5 protein-coding genes and 5 pseudogenes are annotated in these 13,850 nt (G+C 43.0%); 4 read left to right on the top strand and 6 right to left on the bottom strand.

Translation table 11 applies throughout. The features are described 5' to 3' along the window. Window positions 1–95: 95 nt before the first annotated feature. Window positions 96–1,477: pseudogene (locus TT11_RS08285) on the bottom strand (GNAT family N-acetyltransferase). 609 nt (window positions 1,478–2,086) lie between these two features. Here TT11_RS08285 and TT11_RS08280 point away from each other — a divergent pair. Further along, window positions 2,087–4,307: pseudogene (locus tag TT11_RS08280) on the top strand (NADP-dependent isocitrate dehydrogenase). 234 nt (window positions 4,308–4,541) lie between these two features. Here TT11_RS08280 and icd read toward each other — a convergent pair. Further along, window positions 4,542–5,802 (bottom strand): annotated as a pseudogene (gene icd, locus TT11_RS08275) (NADP-dependent isocitrate dehydrogenase). A gap of 438 nt (window positions 5,803–6,240) precedes the next feature. Between icd and TT11_RS08265 the strand changes: the two are divergent. After that, window positions 6,241–6,854: pseudogene (locus tag TT11_RS08265) on the top strand (pseudouridine synthase). 222 nt (window positions 6,855–7,076) lie between these two features. After that, on the top strand, window positions 7,077–7,940 hold the full coding sequence (locus TT11_RS08260) for a DUF305 domain-containing protein (protein WP_261869991.1): 864 nt from the start codon (window positions 7,077–7,079) through the stop codon (window positions 7,938–7,940). A 163-nt stretch (window positions 7,941–8,103) separates the two neighbouring features. Here the strand turns inward: TT11_RS08260 and TT11_RS08255 are convergent, their stop codons facing one another. The 3 genes from TT11_RS08255 to TT11_RS08245 are packed head-to-tail and all read right to left on the bottom strand — an operon-like array spanning window position 8,104 to window position 10,136. Next, entirely contained in the window at window positions 8,104–9,570 is a 1,467-nt protein-coding gene (locus TT11_RS08255) for a M61 family metallopeptidase (RefSeq protein WP_261869989.1), read from the bottom strand. 22 nt (window positions 9,571–9,592) lie between these two features. Next, window positions 9,593–9,790 (bottom strand): hypothetical protein, encoded by a 198-nt coding sequence (locus tag TT11_RS08250; RefSeq protein WP_261869988.1) that lies wholly within the window; start codon window positions 9,788–9,790, stop codon window positions 9,593–9,595. A gap of 25 nt (window positions 9,791–9,815) precedes the next feature. Continuing rightward, complete coding sequence (locus TT11_RS08245; RefSeq protein WP_261869987.1) at window positions 9,816–10,136, bottom strand: hypothetical protein; 321 nt, start codon at window positions 10,134–10,136, stop codon at window positions 9,816–9,818. Between the two features lie 327 nt (window positions 10,137–10,463). Here TT11_RS08245 and TT11_RS08240 point away from each other — a divergent pair, with 327 nt between their 5' ends. Beyond that, window positions 10,464–10,949, top strand: a complete 486-nt coding sequence (locus tag TT11_RS08240; protein ID WP_057758283.1) for a peptidylprolyl isomerase — start codon at window positions 10,464–10,466, stop codon at window positions 10,947–10,949. A 505-nt stretch (window positions 10,950–11,454) separates the two neighbouring features. Here TT11_RS08240 and TT11_RS08235 read toward each other — a convergent pair. Further along, window positions 11,455–13,664 (bottom strand): annotated as a pseudogene (locus TT11_RS08235) (carboxy terminal-processing peptidase). Window positions 13,665–13,850 lie beyond the last annotated feature (186 nt).

Here is a 13,850-nt window from a genome sequence, read left to right as displayed (position 1 = left end):
TACGGCTAGTATTTTCTATAGGGTGTTTGATAGTTAAAAGGTACATACGAATAAAAGCAGAGTGAGTCAAAGCTGATTACCGTGATGAATCAATGCTATGAAGCACTGCCGTCAAATTCAGGCATATTGTCTGCATTAAAAGGCAAAGCTTCAAAGGCCTGCTGACGGTACTGCGCCATATGCAGCCGATCTCTGGCACAAAAATCGCCAATCGCCGGTACAAAACGCGGATCATAGATACGATGGATAGAATGTGTCGTCGTTGGGATAAAACCACGTACCAGCTTATGCTCGCCTTGCGTACCAGGATCAAAAGACATCAGCCCTTGCTCAATAGCAAACTCAATACCTTGGTAATAGCACAGCTCAAAATGCAAGCTGTCATACTCACCTAGCGCACCCCAGTAACGACCATATAAGGTGGCATTATTAACGCCATCAGCCTTATCACCATCAACATTGTCGCTATCAGGTCTGTCATATAAGAACAAACTACTCGCGATAATCTCACCACTGGCGTCGCGTGCTTGCGCAAGCATTATATGCTCAGGCATGCTCGCTGCCAATGCCATAAAAAAATCTATCGTCAAATAAGGCTGCTGTCCGCGTACTGCATAGGTCATCACATAACAATGATAAAAGGCTTTCCAATCAGCATCGCTAATAGCATCGCCGCACTTGCGCTGGCAACTAATGTCCTGCTCAGCAACTTTACGGCGCTCAGCCGAATGGTTTTACGCTTTTTGGCTTTTAAGGTCATCAAAAACGCATCAAAATCTGTAAATGGCTTACGGTCATTAAGCAAGTCTTTGTTTTGCCATAAGAACTGACAGCCTTGACGCTCAAATATCGGTAGCTCAATAGCAGCTGACTCTACACCGCTTTCTTGAGCCGCTATCGCAAGCTCTACATCAATTTCAGTTGGCATAGATGTGGTGGCGATAGAGGCCAAATTAGGTGTCACAAACAGTCCATGCCAGCTTGAGGCCCCCACTTGTTGAGCGATATCATCGATACCTGCGATGGCCGTTCTGAAGATATCTTCATTTAAGGTTTCACCTTTTGCCAACCAAATCCTTTGGCCAGTAATCGGTGTATATGGTGCGCTAGTGACCAATCGCGGATAGTAATCAACGCCATAGCGCGCATAAGCTTCTGCCCATGCATGATCAAATACAAACTCACCACGATGATGACCTTTTATAAATACTGGCATGACAGCCACAGGTTGCAATGTATTTTTTGCTGTGCTATCTACTAAGGTATCAGTGTTATCTTCACTATCCGCACTGTTAGTAGCGCCTGTGACACGATGTACCAAAATAAATATTGGTAGCCACCCTGCCTGCTCACCAATTGCTCGTGTGTCAGTCAGCGCTTGCCAAAAAGCGAATGACATAAAAGGGGTATCTGGCGTCTGCCACTCTGTTTGGCTCTGCCAGCTGGTATCATTAATCAGCGCATACTCTAAACTCATATTCACCGTCACTATTATAATCGCGATATATTTATCGATAACCAATCTATTGATGACCTAGACTAGCAAATTTTTACGTCATTGCTGTCACAATTTGCAAAAACTTATCTGCATCCAATAAAAAACCACCAACGATAACGCGGGTGGTTTGTACGACTGCGCTCATAGGCAGTGAGATCAATATAAAACGTCATGAAAAAAACAGTAGTTGTATGGAAAAGATGATATCGAAGCCGATGACTGGTAGAATAAGGTTGTTATTAGCTTAGTATAATTCGAAACCATAGGATACGAGCTAAAACAGTATACTTAGTTCATGGTATACGATTGACATCCTATCGGATTTATAGTGGATTGATTATAATGTAGCGTCAGTGATTCACTTTTAGGCAATTTTGCACCGACCGTTAACGTGTTGCCTTTAAATGCTTTTTTTCATGAATATTATTAAAAGAAAATGTCTGACCTGTCTTAAAAATTTCTAAGAAGCTACATATGAAGTACTTGTTCTAACCATATCATGGATTATTGCATAGTATCATTGACGCATATTCAACACTATATTTGAGCTTTATTATTAACTACAGCCTAAAGGAAGATCTAACTAAAATGTCAAAAATTATTTATACAAAAACTGACGAAGCCCCAGCGCTGGCGACTCTGTCGTTCTTACCTATTGTCGAAGCATTCACTAAAACGGCAGGCGTTGAAGTTGAAACCAGCGACATCTCTGTTGCAGCGCGTATATTGGCTGAATTCCCTGAATACTTGACCGAAGAGCAACGTGTTCCTGACAACTTAGCTGAGCTAGGTCGTCTGACTCAAGATCCAAACACCAACATCATCAAGCTGCCAAACATCAGTGCTTCTGTACAGCAGTTAAAAGCTGCTATCAAAGAGCTACAGAGCAAAGGCTATGCCATCCCTAACTTCCCAGAAGACCCACAAACTGACGAAGAAAAAGAGCTACGCAAGCGCTATGGCAAAAGCTAGGCAGTTCAGTGAACCCAGTACTGCGTGAAGGTAACTCAGATCGCCGCGCTCCTAAAGCCGTCAAAAACTATGCACGCAAGCATCCACACTCTATGGGTGAGTGGAAGCAATGGTCAAGCACGCACGTATCACACATGCATGGCGGCGACTTCTACGATGGCGAGCAATCTATGACATTAGATAAAGCTCGTACAGTACGTATGGAGTTGTTACTTGATGACGGTACTCAAAAAGTATTAAAGCCTAAAATTGCTTTGCTTGATAAAGAAGTCATCGACCTGATGGTCATGAGCAAAAAAGCACTATTAGAGTTTTATGAGCGTGAAATGGAAGATTGCCGCGAAGCTGGTATCTTGTTCTCATTACACGTAAAAGCAACCATGATGAAGGTCTCGCATCCTATCGTCTTCGGTCATGCAGTTAGAATCTACTACAAAGAAGCCTTCGAGAAACATGGCGCTTTCTTTGATGAGCTAGGTATCAACGTCAACAACGGTATGGCAGATTTGTACGACAAGATCTCAACGTTACCAGCTTCAAAGCGTGAAGAGATTGAGCGTGATTTACATGCGTGTCAAGAGCATCGCCCACGTCTGGCGATGGTTGACTCTTCAAAAGGTATCACCAACTTCCATTCACCAAGTGATGTAATCGTTGATGCTTCTATGCCAGCGATGATTCGTTCAGGTGGTAAAATGTGGGGTGCTGATGGCAAAATGTATGACTGTAAAGCCGTCATGCCAGAGTCTACCTTTGCGCGTATTTACCAAGAAATGATTAACTTCTGCAAATGGCATGGTAACTTTGATCCAAAAACAATGGGCACCGTTCCTAACGTTGGCCTAATGGCTCAAAAAGCTGAAGAATATGGCTCGCACGACAAGACTTTTGAGTCTAGCGATGCTGGTATTGCACGCATCGTCGACATTGATACTGATGAAGTATTACTTGAAAAACGTGTTGAGAAAGGTGATATCTGGCGCATGTGTCAGGTTAAAGATGAGCCTATTCAAGACTGGGTAAAACTTGCTGTACGCCGTGCTCGTGAATCAGATACGCCTGTTATCTTCTGGTTAGACCCATACCGTCCACATGAAAACGAGCTAATCAAAAAAAAGTTAGAACCTATCTAAAAGATCATGATACTACTGGCTTACATATCGAGATTATGTCTCAGGTTCGTGCGATGCGTTATACGCTAGAGCGCGTTGCTCGTGGTCTAGATACTATCTCTGCGACCGGTAACATCCTACGCGATTACCTAACTGACTTGTTCCCTATCCTAGAGCTAGGTACCAGTGCCAAGATGCTATCAGTTGTACCACTAATGAAAGGCGGCGGTTTGTTTGAAACTGGCGCTGGTGGTTCTGCACCGAAGCACGTTGAGCAGCTGACAGAAGAGAACCATCTACGTTGGGATTCACTTGGTGAGTTCTTGGCCTTGACGGTATCTTTGGAGCATCTAGCAAACAACGACAACAATGCTAAAGCTCAAATCTTGGCAGACACGCTAGATACAGCAACAGAGAAACTGCTACTAAACGATAAGTCGCCATCACGTAAAACTGGCGAGCTCGACAACCGTGGTAGCCATTTCTATCTAGCAATGTACTGGGCTGAAGAGCTTGCAGCGCAAGATCAAGATAGCGAGCTAAAAGCGCAATTTACACCATTTGCGCAAAAGCTAAAAGAGAACGAAGAAGCCATCGTTAAAGAACTTCACCAAGCTCAAGGCAAGCCAGTAGACATTAAAGGCTACTACTATGCTGATGAAGAATTGGCTAAGAAAGCAATGCGTCCAAGCGCTCTATTTAACGAGACTTTGGCATCGCTATAATTTAAGCGATTGCTCTTAGACCATTAAACCTAATCGCTTTTGGTTTTTATACCCAGAAGCGATTAAGCGGGTTTAAGTCTTAGTAAAAGAACATCTCAACCGTCTTCGAACGTTGGGGTGTTTTTTTGTGTTTTCTAAAATCTTTATAAAAAGTGAAATAAAAAAAGCCACCTATATAATCAGGCGGCTTTTTGTACATAACAATAAAATAGAATGCTTAGCGTTTAAGTAGTCTTAGGCTTCCATATGCTTAATAATCGCCTTACCAAACTCAGAAGTACTCAGTAAGGTAGCATCCGGCATCAGACGCTCAAAATCATACGTGACTGTTTTGTTGGCAATCGCCCCTTGGATACCACTGATAACAAGATCAGCTGCTTCCGTCCAGCCCATATCACGAAGCATCATCTCAGCAGACAATATCAATGAACCTGGATTTACTTTATTTTGACCAGCATACTTAGGCGCAGTACCGTGCGTCGCTTCATAAACAGCAATCGCGCCGCCTTTATTTGCGCCAGGCGCGATACCAATACCGCCTACTTCAGCCGCCAAGGCATCAGAGATATAGTCACCGTTTAGATTGAGCGTTGCCACTACAGAATAGTCTGCAGGACGCATCAAAATCTGCTGCAAAAACGCATCAGCGATGACGTCTTTAATAATAATATCATTACCCGTTTTTGGATTTTTCATAGTCATCCATGGACCGCCATCTAATAACTCTGCACCAAAACGCTCTGCCGCTAGCTCATAACCCCAATCCTTAAACGCGCCCTCTGTAAACTTCATGATATTGCCTTTGTGCACTAGGGTCACATTTGGCAAATCATTATCAATGGCATGCTGAATCGCTTTGCGTACTAAGCGCTGAGAGCCTTCTTTTGAGACAGGCTTGATACCGATGCCGCAGTCTTCAGGGAAGCGAATACTGGTCACACCCATCTCATCTCTTAAGAAATTGATAACTTTTTTTGGCATCATCACTGCCCGCTTTCCACTCGATACCCGTGTAGATATCTTCTGTATTTTCACGGAAAATAACCATATCCGTCAGCTCTGGATGCTGCACTGGGCTTGGTACGCCCTCAAACCAGCGTACGGGGCGTTGACAGACATACAGATCGAGGTTTTGGCGCACTGCGACGTTTAACGAACTAAAGCCACCACCCACTGGCGTGGTCAATGGACCCTTGATACTAATGACGTAGTCTTTTAGAATCTCTAGCGTCTCGCTTGGCAAATAATCGCCGTCATATACTTTCGCTGCCTTTTCACCAAGATACGTCTCCATCCAAATGATAGACTTCTTGCCGTGATACGCTTTATCAACCGCAGCATTGACTACTTTTATCATGACAGGCGTGATATCTACACCGATTCCATCACCTTCCACAAACGGAATGATCGGATGGTTGGGAACATTTAATGTTAAATCTGCGTTTACGGTCACTTTTTCGCCGTCTCTTGGCACGATAACCTTATCATATGACATCGATGATACTCCTTGGTTGTATGTTGGACGTCGCAAGCGAACTAGACACTTTATTATGCTAACCGTTTTATTATAGTTGTAACGCTCTGGGCGCTTATCGGTTAAGCAAAGCTTTGATGAGTATGACACTTGCGGCATTGATTTAAACAATGTTAAAAATAGCTCGAAGCTAAAAAAATTAAAATAAAGACCCAAACAATAATTATCGCTTGCAGCTAGTAGATATTTCTCTATTAAAAATATAAATACCACTATCAGAATGCGGATTTAGGATAACAGCAAATTTATACAAGCGCTGTCCTACTTTTGTAGCAGGTCACGTAGCATACAGCACGTTAAATATATCGCCCGTAGTCTTGTCGCTTAATACTAGCTCTGCATCACAAAACATACGCTACAATGATTCATTGTCCATCACAAACTAGGAAACACCGTTTTATGTCTACTTCTAGTCTCATCTTATTCAATAAGCCTTACGGCGTGCAAAGTCAGTTTAGAGATGACAGTAATAACGATCACACCACCCTATCGCAATACTTTACTGACAAGGCTTTGCGAGTTGCTGGTAGCTAGATGCCACTTCAGAGGGCTTGCTGATTTTGACCGATGATGGTCGAGTTAATAAAGCAATTACTCATCCGCCAAAAGCCAATGCAGGGCGCAAACAAGGTAAAACTTATTTAGTGCAAGTAGAAGGAACCCCTACTGCTGAGCAACTCAATAAGCTCAAACGTGGCGTGGTTTTAAAAGATGGTAAAACGCTACCTGCTGAGGTCAAACACGTCAGTGAAAATGAGCTACCGATGGTACTCTGGCAGCGCAATCCGCCAATACGTGAGCGTAAAAGCGTACCGGACTCATGGCTAATGCTGACAATATATGAAGGTAAAAATCGCCAAGTTAGACGTATGACAGCGCATGTCGGTCTGCCTTGTCTGCGTTTGATACGTTGGTCAGTGGCAGGATTTGAGCTAGGTGAGTTAGCTGTTGGGGAGTTTGTACGCGTTCATCTAACTAGCGAACACTGTCGTCAGCTAGGTATTTCTAGCTAGTTTAGATAGTTTTAAGTTTATATATTGTTGATTAGTTCACACTGTTTGGCTATTTAGCTGTTTAGCCCCTAATATAAAGCTCTGACACTAATATATTACGACCTGTTAAACATAGTGTCTCGAATGGGTAAGGTTTATCTGCTAACATTCAGCACGTAATTGATTATGTATAATAGGTATTATCCATTTATCGTTTGGTTTTTTTCGCAATAGGGATATGTCATGATTGCTTCTCGTCGTTTTCTTTCGTTGGTCACTAGCATTTCTGCGGCGCTTGTATTGAGCGCCTGTCAGCCAACGACTGAGGACAACCAATCAAATCCTGCGGAAGAAACCTCACCGCCCGTGACTGATATGCCACATGCTGAGCATGACGGTATGGCAGATGATACTCTAACAAATGATAGCGATAGCAGTGTCAGTGATGAGTCTCAAATGAGCGATATGCTCAGAGACTATACGAGATCGATGACTAGAATGCATGACGAGATGATGATTGGGATGAGGTATAACGATCCCGATACCGCTTTTGCTAAAGGCATGTTGGGACATCATCGCGGCGCGGTAGAGATGGCAAAAATAGAGCTCAAGTATGGTACTGATGAAGCGATGCGCCAACTTGCTCAAGATGTCATTACGGCCCAGCAAGCTGAAATCGATGTCTTAAACAAGTGGTTGGCTAGCCATCCTGATGCTGCCAAACCTAAGCCAAATACTGTGGCAATGCAGCAAGCATATGCTAAAAACATGGAAAATATGCATGGCGAAATGACTTTGGGTGTGGCTGATCCCGTGCCTGATATGGCATTTGCACGCGGTATGCTACCGCATCATATTGCCGCTGTTGATATGGCAAAAGTTCAGCTCGAATATGGGACAGATGAAGAGATGCGTCAGTTAGCTCAAGACGTCATTGATAACCAGCAAACTGAAATTGATGTGATGAAAAACTGGATTGCTGCGCTTGAGGCTGCAAGTAGCAACGAAGACGATAGCTCTGTAGATGAAAACATTGAGCATGAAACTACCGATAATAAGAATCCAGATAACTCAGATAATCTAGATAACAGAGCTAAAGAGCAGTAAATGTATATCTCTCCAACCTCTGACCTATCGAGCATTTAAGTTGCTTAGACATATCAACAATATTGAAAGTTATTAAAAAAACCCTCTTCTAAGCATGAATGCTCGGAAGAGTTTTATATGGAAGGGTTTTTCGTATGGAAAGGTATTTGATATAGCATCAAAGCTACCGCTTCATAACATTAAGCCATGTCTCCCAACCTGCCTCACTTTTTAATTGCTCATTATCATTCTCTAGAGTCTTATCTTCTTTTGCTAAGCGTAGGCTTACTTTATGAGGAGGTACTGCTCCAGTCATGCCAGTTGTCTCATCTCGCGGCTTCACTTTAGTTGTCGTTTCGGGTTGAATCTGAACACACATCAGCTCATCACGGCGGAATAAATAACACTCGACAGGATGCGCTGTATTAACCAAAGTGGTAAGTTGTTTCGTATCCGCTTTGATACCGTCAATCGCGATAATAACGTCATGTGCTGAAATACCAGCTCTAGCCGCCAGACTATCTCGCATCACACGATTGACCTTGAGCCCAGCTGGCGTTTCGTTACATCGCATACCCCAAGGCACATGCTTGTCAGCGGTTTCTTTAGTATTCGCCTGTATTTTGACACCGTTTGCAATGAGCAACGCTTCAATTGGCAGCTCTTCTACCCCGTTGACATAACGGCGTTCAAAATCTTCCCATTCTGCTAGCGGCATAAACTGCTCAATAACAGAGCCCATGTCAGCACTACTGATACCAATCCGCTTACTGTCGTTCTGCTTGGCCTGTGTATAAAAAGCTTTGACCACATCAAATAAACGATAACGACCGTCGCTATTTTTGAGTAAGATTAGATCCAGACATAGAGCGACCAACGCGCCTTTGTTATAGTAACTGATACCCGCATTGCCTGTATTTTCATCGGTACGATACAGTTTAATCCAAGCATCAAAGCTCGACTCTGCCACGCTTTGATTACCGCGCCCTGGGGTCTGATAGTAGCGATTGATTTGCTCGGCTAGCAGTCGCAGATAATTGGCTTTATCAATCACGCCTGACGCTTGCAACATAAAGTCATCGATATAAGACGTAAACCCTTCGAACACCCAAAGTAATGGTGTAAATGCCTCACGGCGCAAATCGACATCAATCATGACATCAGGACGTACCGTCTTAACCCACCATGAATGAAAATACTCATGACTGCATAAGCCTAAAAACCGCTGATAATCTGTACTTGGTAACTTTGGTTCATTGGCATTTGGCAAGTCATTGCGCGGGGTAATAAGGCTAGTAGAGTTGATATGCTCAAGCCCACCATAATCTTGACCGCTGGCAAAGGTCATAAAGGTATAATCATCAAATGGCGCATCGCCTAACCAATCTACATAGGTCTGACAAATCTGAGTAATATCCTGCTGCAATCGACCTAGATTGGCACTCTGCTTACCTGACAGGTAAAAACTATGATGTAGCGTCTGATGCTCATTATCATGAATAATAAAATCAAACTTTTCTTGTTCTGCGATTTCGAATGGATAGTCAATCAGCTCGTGATAATTCGATGCCTGTAACTTATAGAGGTGATAACTGTTCGCTTGCTGACTGCCTTTTTGCTGTTGATCGACTTGCAAGTGCGTAGCGTCCAAACCACAGGCCAACAGTACTCTGCTACTTTCTTTGTCTACAAAAAAATGTATCAGGCACAATCAAGCTAACTTGGACAGGCGCTTGCTCTTGCTCTTCGACGGCGAGCGCAAGTGAAGTGAAATTACCATAAAGTCGTTGCTGATCGACATAGGCTGTACGTACAGACAAGTCATAGCAATAGACTTCGTACTCGACGATGACCGTCTGCCCTGCTTGCACAGTTGGTAGCTGCCATGTATTTTTGTCAATTTTTTTGCGCGCGGTAAGTCTCTGGCTGCTTGTTACTATCCGCTGTTTGAGCCTCTACTATTTGATAATGTACCGCAGTGATGTTTCGAGCAAACTCGCGCATTAGATAACTGCCTGGTATCCACGCTGGTAACCAAAGCTGGGGAGCGTCGGATACTGCTGTAAAGCTCAGGGATACATCGACCAAATGCTCGTAGAAACGGGCAAAATCAAATTGATAGCTTATATCAGCTATCGTTTTAGCCTTAGTAGCATTATGATTGGTTGAAACATTGCTCGCTGGTTGTTTAGTAGTGGTATTGGCAAATGCAGTCATCGTGTCTCTCATCCTTATTTTTATAATTATGCTAGAAGTCCTGCTCTAAAAAAGCAACTCCTAAACCATGAATAGCCAATAGCTATGCATTAACTATAGAAAATAGCAGTTATTATTGTAAATTGTGGCATTAATTGGCATTTTTTTATGTTTTTTGCCTTGAAAGTTATGTGGGCCATCTCAATTAAAGATGCTAACTGCTAAAGTTACTTTAATAAACTGATGATAATTGACTAATGACGTGGCCTTTTGGCTTGCAGATTGGCTTTTTTTAGGTTTATTGCAACCGTATTTAATTTTTTTACATAGATATATTTAGGATATTTTATGACTACTATCGCAAAAGACACTGCCGTCAAATTCAATTACACACTAAAAGACGACGAAGGCAATATCCTTGACCAGTCACCAGAAGGTCAGCCACTTGCTTATCTACATGGTCACAGCAACATTATCCCAGGCCTAGAAGCACAATTAGAAGGTAAGTCTGCTGGCGAAAAAGTTAATGCAGTCGTTGAACCTGCTGATGGCTACGGCGAATACCAAGAGCAAGCAGTACAGCACGTACCACGTGACAACTTCCAAGGCGTTGATGACATTCAGCCTGGTATGCAGTTCCAGTCAGAAGCTGGTGGCCAAGTAATGTTGGTTACTGTGACTGCTGTAAACGATCAAGAAGTTACTGTTGATGCAAACCATCCATTGGCTGGCAAGCGTTTGACATTTGATGTTGAAATCCAAGAAGTACGTGCAGCAACTGAAGACGAACTAAACCATGGCCATGTACATGGTGCAGGTGGCGTTGAGCACTAATCTCTTCTAGAGTGTAGTGACAATGGTTAGATGATAAGTTATTAGATTTATCATCTAATCTAAAAGGCCAGTAGCCGATCAGGTTACTGGCCTTTTTTATGCTTATCTCATGGCAAGTTTCGAATTAATATAAATATGCTCAACTTTAATACTATCTATTCAAAGAATCCGCTATAAACATTATTAATATCCAGACGTAACAAAGCCGCATAACGACAAGCGTCATGCGGCTTTTATTACCAACCATCCATGTTAGCGTTACGTGATACCTAATCCCGGGGTATCTCATAACTGACAGGCATCCAGCCTTATCATCCTTAATCAGCAAACTACTTATCCCTAGTGCGATCTTTAAGATACCAATCCCTAGTATCAATGAACCGTTTCGTTCAATCGTGCCGTACAGTTATAGTCGCAGATTGACCCTTCGTTGGTAAGAGGTCTAAACGTCAATCTATGTAAGCATATGCTTACATAGATTACGTAACGCTATAATAACTTCACATTATAGCTTCTCTTCAGGGCTAAGCATTGTCTTAGGTTCAGCGCTGAACATGAGGTAAGCTGCCTCATTGATAAACGCTTCATCCTCTGGTAATTCTGGACGTTCAGCGGCTTTCATACGGCTACGTTCTTCAAACTTTGCGTCCATCGCTGCTTGATAAGTATTCCAGTTAGAGTATGGACGCTCACCAGTTGCGATAAGGCGTTTGTTTTCTGCTTCTAATGAGCGTTTCTCAATCAGTTGCATTTTAGCTCGGCGGCTATTGATATCTAAACGAACAGGTTTCTTTTCATCATCCATGTTACGAATATCATTTAGCGTCGACAGATAAGTAAATTGCGGGTCTTTCTGTTGGCGAATCTTAGACTGTTGATTGAGCGTCGCCAACGTATCACTGGTAAACTTCCCTTCAGGCTTATACGGCGCCGTTCTGATCGTATCCCAAGGTAATGCTTTTTTCTGAGCGCGCTCGCCAAAGGTTGCATCATCATAGATATTGACTAACTCAACGTCTGGTACGACACCTTTATTTTGCGTACTACCGCCAGTGACACGATAAAACTTACGCTGAGTTAAGGTGGCAGAGCCTAAAGCTAAGCTATCGAGCTGAATCTGCGCAGAGCCTTTACCAGTTGTCGTACTACCAACTACTAATCCGCGACCATAGTCTTGAATAGCAGCGGCAAAGATTTCACTGGCTGATGCCGATGCTAAGTTGGTAATGACCGACATTTTGCCATCATACAACTGCTCGCCACCATCGTTGTCACGATACACTTGAATGTTACCGCGATTATCACGAATCTGTACCAGTGGTCCACTCTTGATAAAGAAACCTAGCATCTTGCAACTTCATCCAATGAGCCGCCAGGGTTGTTGCGCAAATCAACCACTAGACCATCGATATTTTGTTTATTCAACTCTTTTAACGCTTTTTCAGTATCGATACTGACGCTACGATAGTCTTCACCATTACGACGCGCCCGATAGTTTAAATAAAAACTTGGTATCTCAAGTACGCCAATACGCTTTGGTGTCTTATCAATATTAGGACGCTGCACTTCTACCACTCGCTGAGTAACGCCGGACTCTTCTTGCTGGATGATATCACGTACCACAGTGACCGTACGGGCGCTAGCATCTGGTGTATTAGGTTGACGTAGTTTCAGTGTGACTGATGTACCGCGTTTACCGCGAATCAAGCTGACAATTTCACGCGTTGACCAACCAACCACGTCCGTCATAGTTTCGCCATCTTTTGCGATACCGACGATCAAGTCATTGGGCTTGATTTGACCCGACTTAGCGGCTGGACCACCATCGACCAAAGTCACAATACGAGTATAATCCGGATTTTTGCGATCTGGACGAATAGAGACACCTATGCCTTCCAACTGAAGACTAGACTGGATTTGCAATTCCGTCGCTTGAATCGGTGCATAGTAATTACTGTGCGGATCATAGGTCAGCATCGCCGTATTTAAGATGGTTTCCATGATTTCATCATCTTTGAGGCGTTTAAACTGTTCTTGTTGACGCGACAAACGATTTTGCAAAATTTCATTTGGCGTACGCTCATCGTTACGTACCAAGTCTTGTCCGCGAGTAATATCTGGGTTGCTTAAAAACACTTTCTCTTTGGCTTTTTCGTCTTCTTGACCGAGCGTAATACTCATCAACTGAAACTTTAGCTGACGTTCCCAGTAATCGCGCTGCTCTTTTTTTGGTTTTAAAATGGCCGAGTTTTTCACGATCAAGAATGATTGTGTCATTACCTGTCAAATCAATATCTGTTTTGAGCATCTTGGTGGCCATCGCAAAGTACTCATTTGAGCGTTTGCGGTAACGATCAAACACCTCTACCCCTGCAGATAGATCACCTTGCTTTAGGCGAGCACCAAAGTCTTCAGCGTGTTTTTTCTTCAGCTCATCAACATCAGATTGCAAAAACAACGTATGGTTTGGGTCAAGGCTATCGATATACATTGATAGGATTTCGCTACCAGTCTTGCTATCTAAAGGCTGATTAAGATAATGACTGCGATCCAGCAAAGCGGCTACTTGACGGGTGGTGACCTTTTGCTCAGGGGTCTGAACGAAACTTCCCGTATTGGTCTCGGCGACTGCAGTACCGTAGCTTTGGGTTAAGATAATACCGGCGATGCCACTGACGCTGCACTGAGTAACCACTGTGCTGGTTGTTTTTTCATCATATGTACCTAGTTATTTGAAGTTAGTAGTATTGGGTAATTCATCAGAATTAGAAATGCTCGAATCTGTTATGACCTATAAATGCTGTGTTTTTATTCTTATACTTTATGCATCATTAAATACTGATATATAGTCAAAAATCAATCAATATTATCACGCGCATAAATACTGAACTGTCTCAAACT

The organism is Psychrobacter sp. JCM 18901, assembly GCF_000586435.1.
GTDB lineage: Bacteria > Pseudomonadota > Gammaproteobacteria > Pseudomonadales > Moraxellaceae > Psychrobacter.
This window is presented reverse-complemented; position numbering and strand designations above follow the sequence as displayed.